This is a genomic window from Vibrio sp. R10-SG3-ISO3 (assembly GCF_059834225.1).
In genome coordinates this window covers 61,656-86,986 of the sequence record NZ_JCBDHE010000030.1, presented here as the reverse complement: position 1 = coordinate 86,986, position 25,331 = coordinate 61,656, and the positions used below count along the sequence as shown (strand labels likewise).

Here is a 25,331-nt window from a genome sequence, read left to right as displayed (position 1 = left end):
TAGTGTTGATATGTTGACCGACAATTTGCATAGGTTGACCATTTCCCGCTACTGCCAAGAGAAAACTATGGGTAGAATAACTCATTGACTCCAACTGTATTTAAGGGGGTAAAGCTTGACGGTAGATATGATCAATGGACTGTTTCTTACTGGGACGCTTCTTCTTGTTATCAGTGTGTTATTCAGCCAGCTCTCCTCGCGCCTCGGTGTACCTATCCTCGTTTTGTTTCTCTGCGTCGGTATGCTGGCCGGGCAAGACGGCCCGGGAGGCATCAAGTTTGATAGCTACTCCACGACCTATCTGGTCAGTAACTTAGCGCTGGCGATCATCTTGCTCGATGGTGGGCTACGCACACGTATCAGCAGCTTTCGTTTGGCGTTCTGGCCGGCATTTTCTTTGGCCACCTTTGGCGTATTTTGCACCACGTTTCTCACCGGTTTGCTCGCCACCTGGCTCTTCAATCTCACTTTGCTACAAGGCTTGCTGCTTGGCGCGATAGTCGGTTCCACTGATGCCGCGGCGGTCTTTTCACTCCTTAAAGGGCGCAGCATCAATGAACGGGTGGGCGCGACGTTGGAGATTGAATCAGGCACCAACGATCCGATGGCGGTGTTTCTCACCATTACTTTGATTGCGGTACTGGCGGATCCAACCGCGGTGCTCAGCGTTGGGTTCGTGTCACTGAGTTTTGTGATGCAGTTTGGTATCGGCATCGCCCTTGGGCTTGGTGGCGGCTGGTTGTCTTTGCAAATCATCAATCGCATCCAATTACCAGAAGGCATGTACCCGATTCTGGTCTCAGGGCTTGGCGTTGGGCTGTTTGCATTGTCGAACACCTTGGGCGGCAGCGGCATTCTCACCATTTATCTGTTTGGTTTGCTGCTGGGTAATTTGCCGACGCGCTCAAAACACTCGATTTTGAATGTCATGGATGGACTGACATGGTTTAGCCAGATCATCATGTTTGTCGTGCTTGGTCTGTTGGTCAATCCGAAAGATTTGCTCGACATCGCACTGCCGGCACTGGCGCTCGCGTTCGGCATGATTGTATTTGCTCGTCCTATTGCGGTGTGGCTCAGTTTGCTGCCGTTTGGCAAGTTTCGCCCCAGAGAGAAGTGGTTTCTAAGTTGGGTCGGATTGCGTGGCGCTGTGCCGATCATTTTGGCGGTATTCCCTTTGATGGCAGGGCTGCCCAATGCGCAGATGTATTTCAATATCGCCTTTTTCGTCGTTATGGTCTCGCTGATCGTGCAAGGCGTGAGCTTAACCAAGGCAGCAAAATTGGCCAAAGTCGAACTGCCACCTCAGCCCGCGCCGGTGGCGCGGGCAGGGATCGAGATTTTCCCAACCAGCAATTGGGAGCTCTATGTCTATCGCTTGGAAGCGGAGAAGTGGTGTATTGGTGAGCCATTGAGTAAGTTGGCGATGCCGGATGGAACGTGGATTGCGGCGCTGTTTCGTCAGCGAACCTTGCTCCACCCATCGGGCAGTACTGTGCTGCAAGCGGGTGATACCTTATGCGTGCTGGGCCGAGAAGAGAACCTTGAGCCGTTAAGTCAACTGTTTAGCACCGCGCCTTTGGCGGAAACTCAAACCCGTTTCTTTGGTGACTTCTTTTTTGCCGCCGAGGTTTCGCTTAGCGATGTGTGTCAGCACTACGGCATTGATGTGCCAGTTGAGTACGCGACGTTCACGCTAAAGCAGTTGGTGGCGGAGCAACTGCCCCATCAAGTGGTGCTTGGCGACAGTTTTGATTGGCAGGGGCTGAGGTTTGTCATCTCCAAAGTGGAGAACTACGAAGTGACGCAGTTGGGTCTGTGCCTTCCGGACTCGCAAGAGCCAGAGTAGGGGTGGCCTATCTACCCGTAGTGCTAGTCGTTGAGTTCGCTAAGCAGTATCACCGCTTGGGTGCGATTTTTTACGCCCAGCTTGCGGAAAATGGCGGTCATGTGTGCTTTGATGGTCGCTTCTGAGACGTTGAGCTCATAGGCGATCTGCTTGTTGAGCAGGCCGTCGGAGAGCATGCCCAGTACCTTGTACTGCTGCGGGGTGAGGGTCGCCATTTTCTCAGCTAGATCATTGCAAGCGGCATTCTCGACAATCGAACCTTCAGGGAAGTAAGGATCGCCCGCCAACACTTGATTGAGGGCTTTCACTAGCTCGCGCATGTCACTCGATTTAGGGATAAAACCAAACGCACCGTGGCTTTTCACTTGCGTGACCACCGAAGGCTCTTCACTGGCTGAGACCACCACAATCGGCAACTCTGGGTATTCGGCGCGCAGTTGAATCAAGCCAGACATGCCATTGGCGCCCGGCATTTTCAGATCGAGCAGCAGCAAGTCGGGCTCATCTTCTTTGGCGAGTAACGTCATCAAGGCATCGAGAGAGTCGGCCTCGAGCAGATTAGCCCCACTGACCGCCATATGTACCGATTGGAACAACGCGTTGCGAAACAGCGGGTGATCGTCTGCGATGATGATGGTGTAGGTCGAGTCCATGACGTTGCACACTTATGATGATGTAGTTAATAGAATTATTGTCAGCTTTGCCGCGGTGGACAATCTTTATCCGCTAAAAGTCTGAAGTGTATCGGGTTTTGTTTCATTTAACACTTATTGTTGAGTATTTATACTAGATGCATATGATGTTAAATATCATTAATATCAATAAATTAGATTGTCAGTATGCCCTTGTTCACATATTCATCAATTTGATCTTAAATATTGCTCATATTTAAGAAGTGAATAGCTGTTTGTTGCATAATCGCTTCTAGGTTTTGACCTACTTCAAATAATGATGCAGTAAAGGAAACTGATAATGAAAAAATTAAGTCTATTCGCAGTGTTGGCCGTCGTTGGTTTGTCTGGATGTCAAATGACTGGAGGTTCAGATACAGATATCGCAAATGCTGATTTTAATTCAATGTCTTGCGATGATATTCAAGCAATGTTTGCAGAGTACCGTGAGCAGATGGATAACGTTGACACAGGTGCAAGCTTGCTTTCAGCAGTAGGTGTTGATTCGGGTACGAGTGAAGCAAAAGCGGTCATGGCTCAGGCATACTCGCAAGCAGCGACAACGGCTCGTCCAGTACTAAAAGTTAAGCAGTGTTCTTTCACTGTATAATTGAAGTGCAGATTTACGTTGAAAAGGCTGGCGATCACGTCAGCCTTTTTACTTTCTAATTTAGCCTGTCTCGATGAACACCTAATGGTAAGTTAGAAGACTGGTCAAAGGGCTGAGCCTTCAAATGCGCCAAAAACGTCTCGGCTGGCATAAATCCTGTGATGCGAGCATTTGGCATCGGCTGGCCATTGGCATCCCAAAAATCAATGGTCGGCAAACCGAGTACGCCGAGTTGTTTGAGTAGCTCGATGTCTTGCACTTGGTTGCGGGTGACGTCGGCTTGCAACAACACAAACTCACTCAGCTTGGCTTCCACATCGGCTTGGTGGAAGGTGTACTTCTCAAATTCCTTACACGCGACGCACCAGTCGGCATAAAAATCGAGCATCACAGGTTTGCCTTGCTCTCGGGCTTGGCTGAGGGCCAAGTTGAGCTCGGCGACGTTGTTGATACGGGTAAACTCAATGCTCGGCGCGGCTTGCGAGTGGGCGCTTGGACCATCAAACCAAAGATTGAGCAGCGGCTGAGCGCTGGCGAACAAACCGAGCACTGCAACAATGCCCACCACACTTTGCTTCCAGCCACCAAAAGGCAGTGCATTTTTACTGTGATAGAGCCAGCCAAACGCCGCGATACCGAGCCCCGACCACAGCGCACTGCTCCACAGATCGGGCAGGATGCGTTCAAGCAAGAAAATCGGCGCCGCGAGGAGGATAAAGCCAAACAGCGTCTTGACGCGATTCATCCACTCTCCCGCTTTTGGCAATAGCTGATTGCCAAAGACCGCGACCAAAATCAGAGGTATGCCCATACCGAGCGCCAACGCGTAGAGGGTGATCCCTCCGGTAAACAAGTCGCCGCTTTGCGCCACATACAAGAGCGCGCCCGACAGCGGCGCCGTGGTGCAGGGTGAGCAGACTAAACCAGAAATCGCCCCCATGCTAAACACACCGAGCAGGTTGCCACCTTGCTGCTGACTGCTCAGTTGATTGAGCCAAGTTTGCAGGCGACTCGGCAGTTGCAGCGTGTAGAGCCCAAACATCGACAAGGCCAGCGCGACGAATAATATACTGAGTCCTATCAACACTGCGGGGTGTTGCATCGTTGCTTGGAACTGCAAACCGGCTTGCGCCACCACCAAACCGAGCAGGGTGTAAGTCAATGCCATGCCTTGCACGTAGACAAACGAAAGACCCAATGCGCGGCGCGTGTTGATCTGACCGCCGCCGAGCACAATGCTGGTCAAAATCGGGTACATCGGCAAGACACATGGGGTAAAGGCGAGGCCGATACCCAGTGCAAGAAACAGCAGCGGTGTCCAAACGCTCTCGCTGATGCGATCGGCTAGCTGTGCCTGTTGTGAGCGTGATGAGTCTGTCGCCGTGTCAGTCGTAATAGGCGTCTTTTCTGAATTGGTGGAGGTAGGCGCGATGACGACATCGGCGTCTTGAAAGTCAAACGAGGTCAGGTCAATGACCTTAGTTTCGGGCGGATAGCAGAAACCGGCTTTCGCGCAGCCTTGGTATTGAACCATCAAACGAGCCCCGGCTTGATACTCGGCCAAAGGCACCTCGACAAACAGCGGCGTGGTGTAGATGTTCACGTCACCGAAAAACTCATCATGATAGGGCTCACCTTGACGCAGTGTGATGTCGCCTAACGTGATGTGCTCGCCGCTAATGGCAATCTTATCTTGATAGAGGTAGTAATCTGGCTTGATTTGCCAATCGAGATAGACCCGCGCGCCTTGCTGCACCGCATTGAAGGCAAACGCCTCATCAACAGTGACAAAGCGATTGTCCTCATTGGCAGGACTGAACGTAGATTGCGAATTGCCAAACAGAGCCCACACCGAGCTCGAAAACAGAGAGAGAACCAGTACAACAAGCGAGAAAGCGAAGCGCATAAGACCGTCACGTTAACTAAGATGGATTCAGTGTAACTCAATCAGACAGGAGATCGGATGGATAAGTTTCAAATAGTGCCTAGTTTCTAGTTCCTAGTGCCTAGAAGATCGCACCCATCACCCATCACCCATCACCCATCACCATCCCTCTAGGAACTAGGCACTCGCCTCTAGGACCTATTCCCTATGAACTCACTCCTAACCTCATCCGCACAATCCGCTCACACGCATCAATCTTTTGTGTATCTTTTGGGATGATGAGCACGGTGTCGTTACCGCCGACGGTGCCGAGGATCTCGGTGTGTGGGTCGATGTCGACGAGACGGGCGACCAGTTGGGCGCTGCCGGGGTGGGTTTTGACGACCACCATGGATTGGTTGTGGGTAATGAACTCGATTTGCGAAGAGATGGAGGACTCGACGCGTACTGGCGCGGTTTCGACCGTGATGCAGTAGACTTTTTTGCCGCAGGCATTTTGCACTTTGACGACGCCAAGTTGCGACAGCAAGCGAGAGACGGTCGATTGACTGATGCCCTCGAAACCAATGTTCACTAGGGCTTCTCTGAGCTCATTTTGAGTGGAAAAGCTTTGTTGTTGCAGTAGCCGTTTGCACGCTGAAGTGAGGGTTTTGTCATCGGCAAATTGGTCGTCCGCGAGATGAAGAGTGTCACTCATAAGGACCCCTTATTATGATTATCGCCATCCTGATGGGAATGAGTACACAGCTCCATCTATGTACCCTTGTGGGTTGTTCAATGAAAAAACGCCGTCGCGCACGCTGAGTTTATCACCAATAAAAGTGTGGCTATATGACACTTGTCACCAAATAAAAAACTAATGACAAAGTGTTTTTCTGGTCATTTATTCTAATAAAGCGAGGCTGTTGTCAGCCCCGCGAGTCTCTTAGTTCATCCAAAGCAGGGTTACGCGCCGAGCGTCGCCACCATCACCGCTTTGATGGTGTGCATGCGGTTTTCCGCCTCGTCGAAGACAATCGAGTAGTCCGACTCGACCACTTCATCCGTCACTTCACAGCCGTCTTTGAGCATGGGATATTCGCTCGCGAGCTGTTTGCCGACCGTGGTGTCTTCGCCGTGGAAGGCGGGTAAGCAGTGCATAAATTTCACGTGCGGGTTACCGGTGGCTTTGATCATCGCCATGTTGACTTGATACGGCAGCATCAAATTGATGCGCTCAGCCCACGCTTCTTTCGCTTCGCCCATGGACACCCAGACATCAGTGTAGAGGAAGTCACAGCCTTGCACGCCCTCTTGCACATCGTCGGTGAGCGTAATTTTCGCGCCTGTGGTCTGGGCGATGTCGCGGCAGGTAGCGACCAAACTCTCTTCTGGCCAGAACTGTTTTGGCGCAACGAGGCGGATGTCCATGCCCATTTTCGCTGCGCCCACCATCAAAGAGTTGCCCATGTTGTTGCGTGCGTCTCCAAGGTAGGCAAAGGAGATGTCGCGCAGCGCTTTGCCGCGGCCATGTTCCATCATGGTTAAGAAGTCAGCGAGGATTTGGGTGGGGTGGAACTCGTCGGTCAAACCATTCCAGACGGGCACACCGGCGTATCGGCCGAGCTCTTCGACGATCTCTTGACCAAAGCCGCGATATTCGATGCCGTCATACATGCGGCCCAGCACGCGTGCGGTGTCTTTCATGGACTCTTTATGACCGATTTGTGAGCCAGAGGGGCCCAAGTAGGAGACTTGCGCGCCTTGGTCAAACGCCGCCACTTCAAAGGCGCAGCGAGTGCGGGTTGAGGTTTTTTCGAAAATCAGCGCGATGTTTTTGCCTTTGAGGCGCGGCTGCTCGTAACCGTTGTATTTGGCTTTTTTCAGTTCAGTAGAGAGCGCGAGCAGATGGTCAATCTCACGTGGGGTAAAGTCGAGCAGTTTAAGGAAGTTGCGGTTACGTAAATTGAAAGCCATGGTGAATATCCTTCTTAAAAAGAGATGATGACGTGCAATGTCTGTTTCGGCTCGGCGCGAAGATGGCCCGAGCCTCGTTGTCTGTTGTTAGCCTTTGGTGATGTTGTTAGCCTTTGGTGATATTTGTGCCGGCGGTGCCTTGCAAAATCGCTAGGCCATCTTCGAGGGCGCCGATGCCGACCACCTTGCCTCCTTGGCGAATGAATTCGCACGAGGCATCAATTTTGGGGCCCATTGAGCCTTCATCGAACGTATAGTGCGCCAGCTCGCTAGGATTGGTGGCACGCAGCGGATGCTGAGTGGGTTTGCCCCAATCGAGATAGACGGCGTCAGCGTCAGTCAGAATCAATAGCGCGTCGGCGTTGAGCTGTTTGGCGAGATAGGCGGCGGACATGTCTTTGTCGATCACCGCTTCAACGCCCATCAATTTGCCGCCTTCCCGTTTGACCGGAATGCCGCCGCCACCGGTACAGATCACCAAATGCCCTTCGGCGATCAACTTGGTAATGGCTTCGTGTTCAATGATGCCTGTCGGTTTAGGGCTCGGTACGACGCGGCGAAAATGCGCGCCATCGGGTTTGACGGTCCAGTGATAACGCTCGGCCAGTTCGCGCGCTTCGGCTTCTTGGTAAATCGGTCCAATTGGTTTGGTTGGATTGGCGAAGGCCGGGTCATTTGGGTCGACGGTCATTTGCGTCAACATGCAGGTGATGTTGGTGCTTGGCATCTGGTTTTTAAACTCTTGCATCAGCATGTAGCCGATCATGCCTTGGGTTTCACTGCCCAGCACATCAAGTGGGTAGGGCGCGACTTTTTTGTACTCAAGACCTTGCAGCGCAAGCAGCCCCACTTGCGGACCATTGCCATGCACCAACACCACGTTGTAGTGCTCGGCGATTTTGGCGATGGTGTTGACCGCAATTTCAATGTTGTGGCGCTGCACCTCGGCTTCGAGCGGCTCACCGCGGCGAAGTAGCGCATTGCCCCCTAGGGCGACAACGACGGTTTGTTTGTTCATAGCTCTGTCTCCACAGAGCAAAAGCGCCCGCTTTTGCTCCTTGTTGATCCGATGATAAGGATGAATGGGTTGGTAACGATGGCGTCTGTGATGACCGCGGGCTTAGATGCCATCGCGCTCAATCGGGCAGCTCATGCAGCGAGCGCCGCCGCGGCCTCGTCCCAATTCATCCCCAGGGATAGGCAGTACCTTGATGCCGGCTTTGTCGTATTTTTCATTGGTGTAGGTGTTGCCCTCATAGCCAATCACGACGCCCGGTTTGACGGTCAATACGTTGTTGGCGTCGTTCCACTGCTCACGCTCAGCGTTGAAATTATCGCCGCCCGTGGTGATGAGGTTGAGCTGGCCAACGCCGAGCGCTCTTTCAATCGCCGAGACAAAGTAACCTTCCTCTTTGACACGCACCGCGCCAGACTCGTCACCCGTCAAGCTCCAACATTTGACGTCTTTGCGCACCACTTCTGGGTAGACGGAGAAGGTGTCTTCGCGCATGTGGGTCATCACGGTGTCCAAATGCATGCAAGAACGATGTTTAGGCAGCTCCATCGCAATCACTTGTTTGGCTTGGCCGTGTTTAAATAGGCCAGCGGCGAGGTGTTCCACCCCTTGCGGTGTGGTGCGTTCGGACATACCAATCAAGACGCTGCCACGGCCAATGACCAATACGTCACCGCCCTCAATGGTTGAGTTGTCGTACAGCGCCTCTTCATCACCAAAGTATTTGATGAAGTCTTGCCCTGCGAAGGTTGGGTGCCAGCGGTAAATGGCGCGCACGTGGTTGGTTTCACGTTGGCGGGCCGGCTTCGCCATCGGGTTGATGGAGACGCCACCGTAGACCCAGCAGGAGGTATCACGGGTAAAGAGGTGATTTGGCAGCGGCTCGATAATAAAATCGGTCGGTGCATGCAGCGCTTGCATCATCGAGGAAGAGCGCATAGGCATTTCCGCGTAGGAGAGGCCACCGGTGAGGATCTTGGCCAATTCAAGATTGGGCAAGTCGCCCAGATAGCAGCGCACGTCGTTGGCAAAGGTTCGGCCTAAGCGGTAGTCAGATACCTGACGATTGAGTAGCCACTCCTTGGCTTCTGGTACTGCCAGCGTCTCTGCCAGCAGGTCGGTCAATAGCAGCACTTCCACCCCTTGATCGCGCAGCGTCTGGGTAAACACATCGTGTTCATCACCGGCACGTTCGACCGCTAACACGTCGTCAAACAGTAGCTCGTGGCAGTTCGAGGGGGTTAAGTGGGTGAGAGCACGACGCGGGCGGTGAACCAACACGCGACGTAATTGACCGATTTCAGAACCTACGTATAACTTACTCATAATCGTATCTCTCTATTTATTTTTTTATTTAATGTATCTGTGACAAATTAAATAAGGGTGTAGGGATTATTTGAGAGTGAATTTAATTATTCACTTTGTTGTTCTGATATTCATATTACGCCCTAGAGAGGAGGATTCTCTGCGCTCAGTCACACTTCATTTTTTCTTGCAGCCCTTGCTAGATCTAGGGTTTTAACAATATCCATGCAGTTGTTACCAAGCTGTGATGATGTTGGTTTTTCGCTCTGTAAGGATTTTTATTCACCGAATGACAGTAAAATAGTGCGGTAAGAGTCAATCATGGTAAAGAGAGGGAATTGTATTCATGTCGATATTTATAATGGATAGAATGAGCGTGCGGTTTTATGCGTTGTTTTTATTTATATAGTGACTTTGTTTCGCTTTTGACGGCATTTGTTAATAAACGAATGTGTTAATTTGTCTAGGCGATCACGCTTGTTTTTGTGTTTATTCACAAAAGTGTGGGTTTTATTTTTGGATAAGAAAAAGTAACCCAGTCTATAAAACAGGATTATCCAAATGGAATAAAAATTGAAACGTAAAGATAAAGAAAGTGCAGATAGAGAAAGAGTAGATAAATAAAGTGCAGACAAAGAAAAAGCCACACACGTGGCTTTTCTTGATTGAGTCTTGCAAGCAGGGAGAGAGCAGGACAACCGTTTCGTTATCCTGCTTAACGGCGCTTTTGCGTGAGCAGTTACAGTAGCGCACCTAGGCTTAACGCCAACACACAGAACAGAGTCAAGATAGCGAGCAGCGGCGCGACCCATTTCACCCAGCGCACATAAGGCACGCGGGCGATCGCAAGGCCACCCATCACCACGGCTGAGGTTGGCGTGATGAGGTTCACCAGCCCTGATGCTGATTGGTATGCGGTGATAACCAAATCACGACCGACGCCGGCAAAGTCGGCCAATGGCGCCATAATCGGCATGGTGAGTACGGCAAGACCAGAGGTGGACGGCACCAAGAACGAGAGCAAAATCTCTAGGAAGAACATCACGTTAATAAAGACGACAGAGGAGAGCCCAGTCACCATCTGCTCCGCTGAGTACAAGATGGTATCGGTGATCATGCCGCGATCCATCACGACCACAATACCGCGCGCAATACCGATGATGAGAGCAACGCCAAGTAGGTCGCGGGCGCCATCAATAAAGCTGGTGGTGAACTCCTCTTCGCTCATACGTGCCACGATACCGACAATGATGGTAGCGGCCAGGAACATGGCTGAAATTTCCGCCATCCACCAACCGGCAATGGAGACACCGTAAATCATGACCGCGAACGAGAGGCCAAAGATGGTCAGAATCGCTTTGCGTGTAGTGGTGAACTCAAGGCCTTGCTCGGATTGGTTGCCCAAGAAGTGCGCTTTGTTCTCTTCATACTTATCAAACACAATCGATTTGGATTGGTCTTGGCGCACCATGCGTGCATAGCGCATCACATAGGCGACACAGATTGCCCAGCCAATCACCAACATGATGGCGCGTAGCATGATGCCATCGGTGAACGGAATGCCAGAGGCGTTGGCGGCAATCACAGTGGCGAACGGGTTGATGGTTGAACCCAAACAGCCAATCCCGGCGCCGAGCAACACGGTCGCGGCGGCGACCACAGGGTCAAAACGTGCGGCCATCATCACGGGCACAAGTAAGGTATAGAAAGGCAAGGACTCTTCCGCCATCCCATACACAGTGCCGCCCGCGGCAAACAGTGCCATCAAGATGGGGATCATCATCTCTTCGCGTCCTTCAAGGCGGTGAGTGACGCGCTCTATCCCAGCATCAATCGCGCCGGTTTTTGTCACTAGGCCCAAGAAACCGCCGATGACGAGGATAAACAGCGACACATCAATCGCTGCCGCTTCGTAGCTGTTGTGGTCGTAAAAGCCATCAATCGGCGCAAGCAAGACATCAATCACCCCTTGTGGATTGCCTTCCACAGGCTGATAAGTGCCCGTCACGGGCACTTCACGGCCAAGGTCTTCATTCATGGCGCGGTCATATTGGCCAGCGGGGATAATCCATGTCAACATGGCCACAAGGGCAATTAGGACAAATAAAATGGTGTAGGCGGAAGGGAATTTAAAGTTGGCAAAAAAGCCGCGTTTTTTCTCTTCGCTGTTTTTATGTTCTCTAGGGACAGTTTGAGTGGTCATGATGATCTCCTTACTTGTATTGCAAAGGGTGAATACAAGTGAATCTGTGACAATAGATAGCGTTAATATTGATAGGCATGATCGAATTTAGAACTAGTGTAAATTTCGTCTCAAAGATTAACCTTGGAGCGGGTCACAAATTACTGCCCTATATTCTTTGCCAAAATTTGCATGGAAAAATCGCTAGGGTATTCAAGTGAAATAGTTGGATTTCTATGCTGGTTTTTGGTTTTTTTTAGAAAGAGTGAATGGATTTAATAGCGGCATAAATAAACGCTGGGAATTTTATTCAATCGATTTGGTTAACGAGAAGGTTTTATTAATTAACGCTATTTTGATGTCAATCAAAAACCGTCTGTGATCTGTGATTTTTTATTCAGTGCAAAATAAAAGGGAGCACTCGGCTCCCTTTGTATCGAATTATTTTTATGACGTCTTATTGAGACTAGATCAGCAGACCGCCAAAGGTAAAGCCAAGTGCCACCGCCGAGGCAATGGTCACCACACCAGGAATAAAGAACGGGTGGTTAAACACGTATTGGCCGATGCGCGTTGAGCCAGTGTCGTCCATCTCAACCGCGGCCAACAGCGTTGGGTAGGTCGGTAGTACAAACAGGGCACTGACGGCAGCAAAGGACGCAACGGCAGTCAGCGGCGCGACACCAATCGCTAGCGCGGCAGGCATAAGCGCCACTGTGGTCGCGCCTTGTGAGTAAAGGAGCATAGAGGCAAAAAACAGCACCATCGCCAACATCCAAGGGTGATCAGACAAGAGATCGCCTGCCAGCTCTTTGATTTCTGCCACGTGCGCATTAACGAACGTTGAACCAAGCCATGCAACACCCAGCACGCAGACACACGCCGTCATACCTGAGCGGAAGGTCGCGGCTGATGGGATTTTCGCTGCATCGATTTTGGTCACCAGCACAATGGCTGCTGCTGCCGCGAGCATCACGGTCATGATGGCTTCGTTACGGCCAAGCGCAGGGTCTTTAATTAGGCCGACTGATCCTGAAATCGCCGCTGCGTAGCAGACAACAAAACCAATCGCCGCCAAGAAAATGTAGGTCGCGGTTTTCGCTGTTGGCAGGATCTCGCGTTGTGTGTCGCTGCTCAATTTGATCAACCCTTTTTCCAAACGCTCTTGGTAGATAGGATCGTCTTTAAGCTCTTTACCCATGAAGTTGGCGACAAACGCACCAATCATACAAGCAATAAAGGTGGTCGGAATGCAGACCGCCAGTAGCGTGAGGTAGTCCACGCCCATTGGCGCCAACATCGCCGCAAACGCCACGACCGCCGCTGAGATTGGCGATGCGGTAATCGCAATTTGCGAGGCTACGACAGCAATCGACAGCGGACGAGAAGGACGCACGCCTTGGCCTTTTGCCACTTCAGCAATCACAGGCAAGGTTGAGAACGCCGTATGGCCAGTCCCCGCCATCAAGGTCATTAAGAAGGTGACGATCGGTGCGTAAAAAGTGATTCGTTCAGGGTGTTTGCGCAAAAAGTTTTCCGCTACTTGAACCAGCCAGTCCATACCACCGGCCACTTGCATGGCGGCAATCGCGGTAATCACTGACATAATGATTAAGATAACGTCAACAGGAATGAACGCCTGACTGGTGGGCACGCCCAACACCAAAGACAGGGCAATCACACCCGCACCACCGGCAAGGCCGATGCCAATCCCGCCGATTCTTGCTCCCAAGTAAATGAAGAGCAGAACAACAATGAGCTCCACTGCGACCATAGCTATATCCTCGTATAATGTTTAACGTTTGATTTTGATTATCTAATGCTTCGCGCTGCTGAGAGTCGGCCAGCGGCATGAAGGTTTAGATAATCACTGCGTGTTGTTTACCTTGTGTGAGAGTAATCCATAGGAAAAGTGTGGTTACCGGATGCGTGCCTAAAAAAGGGCCCGCAGGCCCTATTTTTGCGCTTACTCGTAGCGCTTGGCTTTATACGTTGGACGCATGAAGTTTTCAACCGAAAGAATGTCATCGAGCTCTTCTGGCGTCAGCAATCCACGCTCTAGCACCACCTCACGTACGCTCTTACCGGTTTCAGCACAAATCTTACCGACGATGTCGCCTTCGTGGTGTCCGATGTATGGGTTGAGGTAAGTGACGATACCAATCGAGTTGTAGACGTAGTTTTCGCACACTTCTTTATTGACGGTAATGCCGTCGATGCATTTGTCGCGCAAGTTCACGCACGCGTTAGACAGAATCGAAATCGACTCAAACATGCTTTGGGCAATCACTGGCTCCATCACGTTAAGCTGCAATTGACCGCCTTCTGCCGCGAAAGAGATGGTGTTGTCGTTACCCAATACTTTGAAGCAGACTTGGTTAACCACTTCAGGCACCACAGGGTTGACCTTAGCAGGCATGATGGAAGAGCCCGCTTGCAGCTGTGGCAGGTTTAACTCGTTCAAACCCGCGCGAGGACCAGAAGAGAGCAAGCGCAAGTCGTTACAGATTTTAGATAGCTTCACCGCTAGGCGTTTGAGCGCGCCGTGCGTCATCACGTAGGCGCCGCAGTCTGAGGTGGCTTCAATCAAATCTTCCGCAGGGACCACATCAAGACCAGTCACTTGTGCTAAGTGTTTGACTGCCGCTGCTTGATAGCCCGGCGCCGCGTTGAGACCAGTACCGATGGCCGTTGCGCCTAGGTTCACTTCGAGCAGAAGCTTTGAGGTGTACTCAAGCGCGCGGATCTCTTCGTTGAGTGTCACCGCCCAAGCGTGGAACTCTTGACCGACCGTCATTGGCACCGCGTCTTGCAGCTGAGTGCGGCCCATCTTGAGGATATCTTTGAACTCTTGGCTCTTAAGCTCGAACGCACCTTTGAGGTATTCAATCGATTCAATCAGTTTGTGCACGCTGTTGTACACCGCAATGCGAAAACCGGTTGGGTAGGCACAGTTGGTCGACTGGCTCTTGTTGACGTGGTCATTTGGGTTGATGAAGTCATACTCGCCTTTTTCCTTGCCCATTAATTCGAGGGCGATATTGGCGATCACTTCGTTGGTGTTCATGTTGACCGACGTGCCCGCGCCACCTTGGTAGACGTCTGATGGGAATTGGTCCATGCACTTGCCGGTTTCTAGAATCAAATCACACGCTTGGATAATATAATTCGCCACATCCTTTGGAATTACACCCAGCTCTTTATTGGCCAGCGCCGCGGCTTTTTTGGTCATCACCATACCGCGGACAAAATCCGGCACGTCGGAGATGGTCATGTTGGAGATGTTGAAGTTTTCAATCGCACGTAGGGTGTGGATGCCGTAGTAAGCGTCGGCAGGGACGTGACGCTCACCCAATAAATCTTCTTCAAGACGTGTTGCAGGGGAAAGTGCCTTAGTGGCATCGGTTAGGGTAGCCATACAGGATCCTTAGAGTATTATTCTGATAATAAAGTTAAATGCTAGCCATTCTGTAGTCTAAGAATCCATTCATCAGAATTTTGGGCTATAAATCCGTCCTGACTTATGTGGCACATCATACTGCACCTAGCGCATAAAAATAGTAACTTGATCACCTTTTTTGTATTTATTTACTGAAAGTTTCATCGTGAGAGGTAAACACTTTTTTACCGCTTAAATTTGTGCCTGTGCAGGCTTTGCGCGTACACTGAGGGCAACAAAGGAGGGCGTGTGTTTCCTATCTTACTCTTACTATTTATCATCGTACCTATTATTGAAATCGGCCTGTTTATCCAAGTGGGTGGGTTTCTTGGTTTATGGCCGACCATCGGTCTGGTGCTGGTCACCGCGTTTGTCGGCGCTTCTTTAGTGCGTAGCCAAGGCGTTGCGACGTTACTGTCGGTGCAGCAACGCCTGGCACAAGGCGAGCTCCCCGCGCAGCAGATCATGGAAGGCGTGATGCTGGCGGTGGCGGGTGTCTTACTGCTCACTCCCGGTTTTTTAACCGACGCGTTAGGCATGTTGGTGTTACTGCCAGCGCCCCGTGCCATGATCGCCAAAACGCTGATGAGCAAAATGGTGATTCGATCAGTGGGTGGGCAGAGTGGCTTTGGTCATGATCCATTCTCTCATGATCCCTTTTCTCACTCTCATCAAGATCCTTCTCATCAAGACCCTTTCCATCGTGACGGCGCCTCGCCGTTTGAGTCTGACTCGACGCAGGGGAAGACGTTTGAAGGCGAATACGAACGCAAAGACGATGAGAATGACAAGCCGAAATTAAAGTAACTCCGCATAGACGAGTTGAACCTCTGGCCAGCGTTTGCTGGCCTTAATTTTGCGCTTTTCCCTTGCCTTTCTGGCATGGTGTTGCACAATACCGCCCCAGTGAAAACCAACCTGTGTGTCATCGTCACTCATGCTACTGATCATCGACAATTACGACTCGTTTACCTACAACCTCTACCAATACTTTTGTGAGTTGGGCTGCGAGGTGTTGGTGCGCCGTAATGATGAGATCACGCTTGAGGAGATTGAGGCGCTGTCGCCAAGCCATTTGGTGATTTCGCCTGGGCCATGTACGCCCAATGAAGCGGGGATTTCCCTAGCGGCCATTCGCCACTTTGCCGGTAAGCTGCCGATTCTCGGTGTCTGTTTGGGGCATCAAGCGATTGCCCAAGCCTTTGGCGCCAACGTCGTACGGGCGCGTCAAGTGATGCACGGTAAAACCTCCCCCATTATCCATACGGGTAAGAGCGTCTTTAAAGGGCTCAATAACCCCCTAACGGTGACGCGTTACCATTCGCTGGTGGTCGAGGCAAACAGCCTGCCGAGTGAGTTTGAGCTCACGGCTTGGACGACACTCGCCGATGGCAGCATGGATGAGATCATGGGCTATCAACACCGCACTCTACCGATTGACGCGGTGCAGTTTCACCCGGAATCGATCAAAACCGAGCAAGGACATCAATTGCTGGCGAATTTCCTGACGCGCATGGTTTAACGCGCATGATTGAATGCGCATAGTTTAAAACCGTCTTCAAATCGGTCAGCAAGCCGCGTGCAACGTTTGTCTCTTTCCCCTGTGCTGAAAACCGCACTCAGATCACTTTTCTTAACATTTCTTTCATAACTTGCCGTTTGCATAGCGAGTGAAAAACTATTCGCTAGCCAAGTGGCGCTCTGGGCTCACGCCTTGTTGCGTCTGGGTTAAACCCCTGCTTATCTTTGTTATAAGAATAAATTGCTTCATAAAAGGGGTGGCATCGTGCATAAATACTCAAGCTCAATAGGGTTTTGCCTCCTATGGTGCCTCTAAAAAGAATAAATCACTATTGAAATGGTTAATTAATTGTAAATACAATGCTGTGATGGCTGATATGCAAAACATTCTGTTTTCTGTCTCTGTTGGTAACGTGATAAGCGAACGTCGTGAACGACACCAATGAACGAAGAGACGTTTAATGAAGAGATATCGAGCAACAGCGATCCAGTGAGCAGTATCGAGAGGGAAAGACGATGACAACTGAAATGAACGTAGAACGCGGCCTGTTTGATGAGGTGATGGTGCCTTGTTACAACCCAATGGAGATGATCCCAGTGAAAGGCGAGGGTGCTCGCGTATGGGATCAGCAAGGTAATGAGTATATCGACTTTGCAGGGGGGATTGCCGTGAGCTGCTTGGGGCATTGTCACCCTGCGATGGTGAAGGCGCTGACCGAGCAAGGTCAAAAATTGTGGCACCTGAGCAACGTGATGACCAATGAGCCGGCGTTGCGTTTGGCGAAAAAGCTGACCCAAGTGAGCTTTGCCGAGAAAGTCTTCTTTGCTAACTCAGGCGCAGAAGCCAATGAAGCGGCGCTCAAACTGGCGCGCCGCGTGGCAGCCGACAAGTTTGGCCCTGAAAAGTCGGAAATCATTGCTTTTAAACAAGGCTTCCACGGCCGAACCTTCTTTACGGTAACGGTCGGCGGTCAAGCAGCTTACTCTGATGGCTTTGGCCCGAAACCGGGCGATGTCACGCACTTGCCTTACAACGATGTCGAAGCACTGAAAGCGCACATCTCAGATCGCACCTGCGCCATCATGATGGAGCCGCTGCAAGGCGAAGGCGGGATTATCTCACCAACGGACGAGTTTGTTGCGACTGTGCGCGAGCTGTGTGACAAGCACAATGCGCTGCTGATCTTCGATGAAGTGCAAACCGGCAACGGCCGTACTGGCAACTTTTACGCCTACCAAGGTTTGGGTGTGACGCCTGATATTTTGAGCACAGCGAAATCACTCGGTGGCGGTTTCCCGATTGGGGCAATGCTGACCACCAATGCGCTCGCGGAGCACATGAAAGTGGGCACGCACGGTTCGACTTACGGCGGTAACCCGCTAGCGTGTGCGGTTGCTGAGGCCGTGGTTGATATCGTTAGCCAACCAGACACATTGGCGGGCGTTGCTGAGCGTGAAGCCCTGTTCCGTGATGGTCTGAACAAAATCAATGCCAAGTACCACCTGTTCGACGAAATTCGCGGTAAAGGCCTACTGCTTGGCGCTGCACTGAATGAGCAGTGGCAAGGCCGCGCTCGTGATGTTCTGGTCGCCGCAGGTAAAGAAGGCCTGATGGTACTGGTTGCCGGCGCCAATGTCGTGCGCTTCACGCCATCACTGGTGATCAGCAAAGAAGAGATCGAACAAGGTCTCGCTCGTTTAGATAAAGCCATCGCAAGTTTGGTTTAGGTTTTGTGAGTGCCTAGTTTCTAGTTCCTAGTGCCTAGAGTGAGGATTTCCTTTCTCTAGGAACTCGCCTCTAGGAACTAGGCACTTAAATAGCATCAGGAGGGAGTATCGATGCTGGTTGTTCGCCCTATTTCTATTTCGGACTATGACGCGTTGCACACATGTGCGGTGGAGTCTGGTCACGGATTTACTTCTCTACCCGTCAACGAAGAGCTGTTGACGAACCGCATTACCCATTCCGAATACAGCTTCGGCAAAGCCAATGTGACCGAGCCCGGTGACGAAGGCTATTTGATGGTTGGGTTTGACAGCGAGACGGGGGAAGTGGCCGGGTGTACCGGAATCGAAGCCTCGATTGGCTGGGATGTCCCGTTTTACTCGTACCACATTAGCACCATTGTTCACTCATCCCCCAAACTGGGCGTGAATAACGTGGTGAAACTGCTCACGTTTGGCAACAACTACACCGGATGCAGTGAGATTTGTACGCTATTCCTCAGACCCAGTTTCCGTGGCGGGCTCAATGGTCGTTTGATGTCGAAGTGTCGTTTTTTGATGATGGCCGAGCATCCGCATCGCTTCTCGACAACGGTGTTTGCCGAGATGCGCGGTGTCTCTGATGAGAACGGCAACTCGCCATTTTGGCAATGGCTACAAGAGCACTTCTTCTCGATTGATTTCACTATGGCGGATTATCTTACCGGGATCGGTAAAAAAGGTTTCATTGCCGATTTGATGCCTAAGCTGCCGATTTACATCAACTTGCTCAGTAAAGAGGCACAAGCGGTGATCGGCCAAGTGCACGAGAACACCAAGCCGGCGCTGCGCCTTCTAGAGAAAGAGGGTTTCACCTGTCGTAACTACGTCGACATTTTTGACGGCGGCCCAACGGTTGAGTGTGAGGTGCGCAATATTGAGTCGGTGCGAGAATCGTTTCGAGCCAAAGTGAGCATCTCTGAACACGCCAGTTCTCAGGATTACCTGATTGCTAACACCTCATTTGAGAACTTCAGAGCCACCGCCGCCAAAGCGGCGTACGACAAAGAGTCGGGTTCGGTCATCCTAGCGCCAGAGGTGGCGAACGCGCTGCAAGTCGGCGATGGTGACTACGTGCGCATGCTGGCTCAGTAATAGTCAGCCCAGCGATAGTCAGCCCAGTACTGGCAGTAGAATTGGACAAGGAAAACAACATGACTCATTGGATTGCAGGAGAGTGGCTGGCCGGACAAGGCGAGCCGATGAATTCAACCAGCCCGTACAATGACGAGGTCATTTGGCAGGGTGACAGCGCGTCTAGCGCGCAAGTCGAAGCGGCGGTCAGCGCGGCGAGAAACGCCTTTCAGACATGGAAAAAACTCAGCTTTGCGCAGCGCGAAGCCATCGTGCTGGCGTTTGCTGAAAAAGTGAAAGAGAGCAGCGAGCAGATAGCCGAAGTGATTGCTAAAGAGACCGGCAAGCCGTTGTGGGAAACGCGCACAGAAGCCGCGGCCATGGCGGGCAAGATTGCCATCTCTATTCGCGCTTATCATGATCGCACAGGCGAAAGTACCCGTGAAGCGGCGGGTAACCAAATTGTACTGCGCCATCGCCCGTTGGGTGTGATGGCGGTGTTTGGCCCGTATAACTTCCCGTGTCATTTGCCCAATGGTCACATTGTCCCAGCGCTGCTGGCGGGCAACACCGTGGTGTTCAAGCCGTCAGAGCAAACGCCGCTGACCGGTGAGCTAGCGATGAAGCTGTGGCAACAAGCGGGATTGCCTGCGGGCGTGATCAACTTAGTCCAAGGGGGCAAAGAGACGGGCATTGCGCTAGCAGAGTCGAAAGGCATTGATGGCCTGCTGTTTACTGGTAGCGCCAATACAGGTCACCTGCTGCATCGCCAATTTGCCGGTCAGCCAGACAAGATGCTGGCACTGGAGATGGGCGGCAACAACCCTATGGTCATCAGTGAGCACTATGGTGAGCTGGACGCGACGGTCTACACCATTTTGCAATCGGCCTTTATCAGTGCCGGGCAGCGTTGCACCTGTGCGCGACGTCTCTATGTGCCTGTGGGCGACAAAGGCGATGCCTTGGTCAATCGCTTGGTTGAGGCCACACGCAAGCTGCGCGTCGATCAGCCGTTTGCAGAGCCAGCGCCTTTTATGGGCCCACAAATTTCGAAAGCTGCGGCACACTTTATCCTCAACGCACAGGCGAACTTGCAGAGCCTTGGTGGTGTGAGCTTGGTGGAAGCGAAAGCGGGCGAGGCGGCGTTTGTCACTCCGGGGATTATTGATGTCACGGCCATCGAAGCGCTGCCAGATGAAGAGTATTTTGGCCCGCTGCTGCAAGTGGTGCGTTATCAAGGTCTTGAGCGCGCCGTTGAGCTGGCCAATGACACCCGCTTTGGTCTCTCTGCTGGGCTGGTGTCCACCGATGATGATGAGTGGGCCTACTTTGTTGACCACATTCGTGCAGGGATCGTCAATCGCAACCGCCAATTAACTGGGGCAAGTGGCGATGCGCCGTTTGGCGGACCGGGCGCCTCGGGCAACCTTCGCCCAAGTGCTTACTACGCTGCGGATTATTGCGCTTACCCTATGGCGTCGATGGAAGGCGAGCACACCTTGCTGCCTGAGACGTTAAGCCCGGGTGTAGAACTGTAAGACGCACCTTGGGCTCGCTTGGAGCCCAAGGTGTTCGATTCATTGCTAGGTTTGTGATTAAGCCATTCTTTTAAAGAACCAGCTTTACGATTCAGCTTCACGATTAACATGGAGACGTTATGACGCCTGCTCAACTGTTCGATTTACTGTGGCAAGACTATATTTCCCGTCTATGTCCTCAAGCGGCCAAGGTTCATCAGCTTTTAGAAGAAGATGAGCCGCTGATCAATGACCATATTGCGCTGCGCACCTTTAACATTGCGCCGCTCGGTATCGAGACATTGGCTGCGCCATTTATTGCGCTAGGTTACCAAGCGTGCGGTGACTACCTGTTTGAGAGCAAACACTTGGTCGCCAAGCACTACGAGCACGCCGATCCGACGTTGCCAAAAGTGTTCATCAGTGAGCTGAAAGTCGAAGAGTGCTCAGCGCCGCTGCAACGCATTGTCAGCAAGCTGGTGGCACAAGTGGAGGCATCCGCACTGCAAAGCCATGAGTTTTTGTATGCGGGCCGTTTGTGGGATCTCAGCTATGAAGATTTTCAAACCCTCGCCCAAGAGAGTGAGTACGCAGCATGGCTTGCGGCGCACGGCTATGGGGCCAACCATTTCACCGTAAGCGTTAATCAGCTCAAGGCATTTGACGAGGTCGCGGCGGTGAATGAGCACCTGCGCCAAGCGGGCTTTGTCATCAATGAGTCGGGTGGCGAAGTGAAAGGCTCACCAGAGGTATTGCTTGAGCAATCGTCCACCATGGCAGACAAAGTCGAGGTGAGCTTTAGTGACGGTACGCAAGTGATCCCAGGCGGCTTCTACGAATTCGCCAAACGCTATCCGATGAGTAATGGTGAGCTCTACCCAGGGTTTGTCGCGGCGTCAGCGGATAAGATATTTGAGAGTACGAATGGGTAGGGAGTGCCTAGTTCCTAGTTGCTAGAGGGGCTGGTGAAATGGGTGATGGGAACTGGGTACTGGTAAATAAAAAGCCACCGCTGGTAGACAGGGTGGCTTTCTTAATCTTTAAAGGTTTTCTCTAGGAACTAGCCACTAGGAACTCGCCTCTAATGCCCTATCGCGTGCCGTAGACGACGATGGTTTTACCGTGGGCGGAGATCAGGTTTTGCTCTTCAAGCATCTTCAAGATACGGCCAACGGTCTCACGTGAACAGCCGACAATCTGACCGATCTCTTGACGCGTGATCTTGATTTGCATGCCGTCTGGGTGCGTCATGGCATCTGGCTGTTTCGCTAGGTTAAGTAGCGTCTGCGCGATGCGGCCTGTCACGTCTAGGAAGGCGAGGTCACCGACTTTTTGGCTCGTCACTTGTAGGCGGCTTGCCATTTGCGCAGATAGACGCATCAGGATGTCAGGGTTGACTTGGATAAGCTGACGGAATTTCTTGAATGAGATCTCTGCAACTTCACAAGGTGATTTAGCGCGAACCCAAGCGGTACGCTCTTGATCTTCTTCAAATAGACCAAGTTCACCGATAAAGTCACCTTGGTTTAGGTAAGAAAGGATCATTTCCTTACCTTCTTCGTCTTTAATCAGTACCGCCACAGAGCCTTTGACGATGTAGTAAAGCGTCTCTGCTTTCTCACCGGCGTGGATCAATGTGCTTTTTGATGGGTACTTATGAATATGACAATGTGACAGGAACCACTCTAATGTTGGATCGGTTTGAGGTTTACCTAGAACCATAATATCTCACTTCCTCTGCAGGGTACGCTTGCCGCTTTCCATTTTTGTCGCGCCAGTAAAAGGCGCGAAGCCTTGAACAAGGCTTTTTAGGATAAGAGCACTTATTCAATGCTGCAAGCCATCTTTGTTTCGGTTACAAATAGTAGCCTTTTTCAAAAGGGATTTCTTGATTTTAATCGTGTCAAGTTGGTGATTGTTTACGCAAAAATGTGCACATGATCACGGTATGACAAGTAAACGGGTCTTAGGACTGATCGCTAGCCAATTTTACCCGTCTCGATAAGCTGCTGTAGGATAGGTCTGACGATGAGCTCCATCGCAAAACTCATCTTACCCCCCGGCACGACAATAGTGTTGTGGCGCGACATGAAAGAGCCATCAATCATAGCGAGCAGGTATGGGAAGTCGACCTGTTTGATGCCGCGCAAGCGGATCACTACAAAGCTTTCATCCAAACTTGGGATGCCTTTAGCGTTAAGTGGGTTGGACGTATCGACGGTCGGCACGCGTTGGAAGTTGATGTGGGTGCGCGAAAATTGCGGGGTAATGTAGTTGAGGTAGTCATCCATCGAGCGGACAATCGAGTCCATTACCGCTTCGCGTGAGTGACCGCGATCGCGCGTGTCACGGACGAATTTTTGAATCCACTCCAAGTTCACAATCGGTACCATGCCAATCAAAAAGTCGACGTGTTGGGCGACGTTGACCTCACCATCCACCACGCCGCCATGCAGTCCTTCGTAGAACAGCATGTCAGAATTTTCCGGCAAATCTTGCCACGGCGTGAAGGTACCCGGCATTTGATTGTAGGGCACGGCTTCATCGAAGGTGTGCAAGTAGCGACGAATTTGCCCTGTGCCTTCATTGCCATACTGCTTAAAAAACTCAGACAGCGCAGGGAAGTCGTTCGCCTGCGGACCAAAGTAGCTGATGTGGCGTCCTTGCTCGCGCGCTTTGCGGATCTCGACATCCATTTCTGGGCGCGTAAAGCGGTGGAAACTGTCCCCTTCCACCCAAGCCGGTTTCACGCGCATCATGTTAAACATTTTGCGAAACGCTTCAGAGGTCGTGGTTGTGCCCGCACCGGAAGAGCCCGTTACGGCAATAATGGGGTGTTTTGCTGACATGACAAACCTTATGTGTAATACCTGTCCTTGTATGTTCGCACTATATCACCAAAACGAAGGCGAGTGTGCCCCTTGAGCAGTTTGCTACTCGTCAGTATTCTTATTTTCGCAAGTGGCATTTTAACTACGTAGTATAATGAGAAGGGAAGTACTTTATTGATATGTTAATACTCTATATACTGCATATCTTTGTGATTGATGCAGTATGATCGGGCGTGCTTATTTGTAGCTAGTTCACCATTTCATCGAAAACCAAAATTCTAATAAGCTAATAATAATTATAGGTTATGTCAGTGGGATTCAAAGAGAATCAAAGGTTCTAATTGTGGTAAATGGATGTTTAGGACGTCGGCTCTTTATAAAAGACACGTTTTCAGAGGTAACACTGCAAGTATTTTTCGGTTTAATGTGGGTGTTGTCTCTTTTCTGTCTTCCCTTTGGTGTAAAAGCGTCACCATGGCTAGAGTCCCATGACCCTTTCCTAAGAGCATCACTCAATCAACTCTCAAATATTGGCCTGATGAGCTCTCCCGTTAGTACATTTCCTCTACGTTGGCTTAGCATCGGCGATGATCTCACCAACAATCATATATCAGATGAACAAGCCTTAGTAGCAAATCGACAGTTGCGGCATGCAATGAGTAATGCGCAATATGGACGTGGTAAATTCATGTCGAAAGTGAAGTACCAGACAGGGCCGCTAGTGTCTTTAGGATATGGCGCTAATGATAGTGATAGTTGGGGAATTTACTCTAGCTATAATCATCTAGATGACCGTTTTGCGTACAGGCTTAACTTGAACTACGTAAACCAAAGGATATCCCAGCAAGATTTGCTACCCATAGAGTATGATCAAGATATTGACTTTAGCGGTTCGTATATTGCCTTTAATGTTGGTTACTCGTTAGTTGCATTGGGATACCTTGAACGTTGGTGGGGGCCGACATGGCAACATAATTTACAATTAGGCACATATGGGAATTCGACGCCTTCTTTATCAGTGTCATGGGTATCAAACAATCAGGGACTATTAGGCTATTGGCAACTGGATAGTGTGATCTCTGAAACGGATAGTGAGGCGGACTACTTATGGTCTAACCGCTTTTCAATGAAACCGTTTAATTTTGCAGAAGTGTCATTGAACTATCACGAATCCACTGACTTCGATTCCAGCGCCTCGTACCGCTCATTTGGCATTGATTTCAATGTTCCTCTTCCAAAAATGTTTGAGCTCAGTCATGCAATGTTTGCGTCCTTTCAAAAGGTTTCCTTGGGACAGGAGACCCAGTCTTTTGTTGTGGGGTGGGAAGGTCATAGACGTTTGCTTGATATTGATTGGACGTTGGTTTTAGAGAGTCAGCATGTTGACGAAGCTTACGTTAAAGTACTTCATCCCAAAGAGTATGAGTTAATCAGTGACTTGACCTCATTGAGTTGGGGAAACAGTCAATCTGTCGCTGTTTATGCTCAATTGGCCAATGATCATCGGCTAAGTATCGTTGCTCGAGATTCAGGTTCGAGCAACGGTCAAGAGAGGGTGATGAAAACCGACTACTACATCCCTTATCTGCAAGGGATGTTTAACTTGGGAGTGGGCTATCGAGACGTAGTCTCGGATACCTATTCTAACAATGAGCCTATTTTTTCATTTGGTTATGAGTATCGTTACTAACCTACCATTAGTTTGCAAGGGA

Annotated in this window: 20 protein-coding genes; 9 read left to right on the top strand and 11 right to left on the bottom strand. The window is 50.9% G+C overall.

The window, feature by feature from the left end:
- Positions 1 to 127 precede the first annotated feature (127 nt).
- Positions 128 to 1,849: a potassium/proton antiporter gene (locus AC6R1A_RS07300; RefSeq protein WP_500630368.1), complete on the top strand. Its 1,722-nt coding sequence runs from the start codon at positions 128 to 130 to the stop codon at positions 1,847 to 1,849.
- Between the two features lie 23 nt (positions 1,850 to 1,872).
- Here the strand turns inward: AC6R1A_RS07300 and AC6R1A_RS07295 are convergent, their stop codons facing one another.
- Positions 1,873 to 2,502 (bottom strand): response regulator transcription factor, encoded by a 630-nt coding sequence (locus AC6R1A_RS07295; protein WP_334554691.1) that lies wholly within the window; start codon positions 2,500 to 2,502, stop codon positions 1,873 to 1,875.
- Between the two features lie 319 nt (positions 2,503 to 2,821).
- On the opposite strand from AC6R1A_RS07295, the gene AC6R1A_RS07290 reads away from it, so the two are divergent.
- The gene (locus AC6R1A_RS07290) at positions 2,822 to 3,130 is read left to right on the top strand and encodes a hypothetical protein (RefSeq protein WP_500627487.1); all 309 of its coding nucleotides are present in this window, start codon (positions 2,822 to 2,824) and stop codon (positions 3,128 to 3,130) included.
- 55 nt (positions 3,131 to 3,185) lie between these two features.
- On the opposite strand, the gene AC6R1A_RS07285 is transcribed toward AC6R1A_RS07290, so the two are convergent.
- The 8 genes from AC6R1A_RS07285 to aspA form a co-directional block, all read right to left on the bottom strand.
- A complete protein-coding gene (locus AC6R1A_RS07285) occupies positions 3,186 to 5,036 on the bottom strand; it encodes a protein-disulfide reductase DsbD (RefSeq protein ID WP_500633614.1) in 1,851 nt (616 codons plus the stop codon).
- 184 nt (positions 5,037 to 5,220) lie between these two features.
- Positions 5,221 to 5,712: an arginine repressor gene (locus AC6R1A_RS07280; protein ID WP_334554683.1), complete on the bottom strand. Its 492-nt coding sequence runs from the start codon at positions 5,710 to 5,712 to the stop codon at positions 5,221 to 5,223.
- 248 nt (positions 5,713 to 5,960) lie between these two features.
- Positions 5,961 to 6,971 (bottom strand): ornithine carbamoyltransferase, encoded by a 1,011-nt coding sequence (locus tag AC6R1A_RS07275; RefSeq protein WP_500633613.1) that lies wholly within the window; start codon positions 6,969 to 6,971, stop codon positions 5,961 to 5,963.
- A gap of 106 nt (positions 6,972 to 7,077) precedes the next feature.
- Positions 7,078 to 7,989: a carbamate kinase gene (gene arcC / locus AC6R1A_RS07270; protein WP_500633612.1), complete on the bottom strand. Its 912-nt coding sequence runs from the start codon at positions 7,987 to 7,989 to the stop codon at positions 7,078 to 7,080.
- 102 nt (positions 7,990 to 8,091) lie between these two features.
- On the bottom strand, positions 8,092 to 9,312 hold the full coding sequence (gene arcA / locus AC6R1A_RS07265; protein WP_500633611.1) for an arginine deiminase: 1,221 nt from the start codon (positions 9,310 to 9,312) through the stop codon (positions 8,092 to 8,094).
- Between the two features lie 718 nt (positions 9,313 to 10,030).
- Positions 10,031 to 11,494, bottom strand: a complete 1,464-nt coding sequence (locus AC6R1A_RS07260; RefSeq protein WP_500633610.1) for a YfcC family protein — start codon at positions 11,492 to 11,494, stop codon at positions 10,031 to 10,033.
- A gap of 445 nt (positions 11,495 to 11,939) precedes the next feature.
- Entirely contained in the window at positions 11,940 to 13,247 is a 1,308-nt protein-coding gene (locus AC6R1A_RS07255) for an anaerobic C4-dicarboxylate transporter (RefSeq protein WP_500629847.1), read from the bottom strand.
- A 192-nt stretch (positions 13,248 to 13,439) separates the two neighbouring features.
- Positions 13,440 to 14,891, bottom strand: coding sequence for an aspartate ammonia-lyase (gene aspA / locus AC6R1A_RS07250; protein ID WP_500629848.1), 1,452 nt, complete (start codon positions 14,889 to 14,891; stop codon positions 13,440 to 13,442).
- 270 nt (positions 14,892 to 15,161) lie between these two features.
- Here aspA and AC6R1A_RS07245 point away from each other — a divergent pair, with 270 nt between their 5' ends.
- From AC6R1A_RS07245 to AC6R1A_RS07220, 6 genes are all read left to right on the top strand, one after another.
- Positions 15,162 to 15,719, top strand: a complete 558-nt coding sequence (locus AC6R1A_RS07245) for an FxsA family protein (RefSeq protein ID WP_500633609.1) — start codon at positions 15,162 to 15,164, stop codon at positions 15,717 to 15,719.
- 130 nt (positions 15,720 to 15,849) lie between these two features.
- A complete protein-coding gene (locus AC6R1A_RS07240) occupies positions 15,850 to 16,434 on the top strand; it encodes an aminodeoxychorismate/anthranilate synthase component II (RefSeq protein WP_500633624.1) in 585 nt (194 codons plus the stop codon).
- Positions 16,435 to 16,949: 515 nt separating this feature from the next.
- On the top strand, positions 16,950 to 18,161 hold the full coding sequence (locus AC6R1A_RS07235; protein WP_500633608.1) for an aspartate aminotransferase family protein: 1,212 nt from the start codon (positions 16,950 to 16,952) through the stop codon (positions 18,159 to 18,161).
- A gap of 111 nt (positions 18,162 to 18,272) precedes the next feature.
- Positions 18,273 to 19,292 (top strand): arginine N-succinyltransferase, encoded by a 1,020-nt coding sequence (astA, locus tag AC6R1A_RS07230; RefSeq protein WP_487903350.1) that lies wholly within the window; start codon positions 18,273 to 18,275, stop codon positions 19,290 to 19,292.
- Positions 19,293 to 19,351: 59 nt separating this feature from the next.
- Entirely contained in the window at positions 19,352 to 20,809 is a 1,458-nt protein-coding gene (astD, locus tag AC6R1A_RS07225; RefSeq protein ID WP_500629852.1) for a succinylglutamate-semialdehyde dehydrogenase, read from the top strand.
- 119 nt (positions 20,810 to 20,928) lie between these two features.
- The gene (locus tag AC6R1A_RS07220) at positions 20,929 to 21,720 is read left to right on the top strand and encodes a DUF1338 domain-containing protein (protein ID WP_500633607.1); all 792 of its coding nucleotides are present in this window, start codon (positions 20,929 to 20,931) and stop codon (positions 21,718 to 21,720) included.
- A gap of 157 nt (positions 21,721 to 21,877) precedes the next feature.
- Here AC6R1A_RS07220 and crp read toward each other — a convergent pair whose 3' ends face one another.
- Both crp and AC6R1A_RS07210 read right to left on the bottom strand, forming a co-directional pair.
- Positions 21,878 to 22,510, bottom strand: a complete 633-nt coding sequence (gene crp, locus AC6R1A_RS07215; RefSeq protein WP_004410522.1) for a cAMP-activated global transcriptional regulator CRP — start codon at positions 22,508 to 22,510, stop codon at positions 21,878 to 21,880.
- 257 nt (positions 22,511 to 22,767) lie between these two features.
- Positions 22,768 to 23,637, bottom strand: a complete 870-nt coding sequence (locus tag AC6R1A_RS07210) for a phosphoribulokinase (protein ID WP_500633606.1) — start codon at positions 23,635 to 23,637, stop codon at positions 22,768 to 22,770.
- A 325-nt stretch (positions 23,638 to 23,962) separates the two neighbouring features.
- Here AC6R1A_RS07210 and AC6R1A_RS07205 point away from each other — a divergent pair, with 325 nt between their 5' ends.
- Entirely contained in the window at positions 23,963 to 25,309 is a 1,347-nt protein-coding gene (locus tag AC6R1A_RS07205) for a capsule assembly Wzi family protein (RefSeq protein WP_500633605.1), read from the top strand.
- Positions 25,310 to 25,331 lie beyond the last annotated feature (22 nt).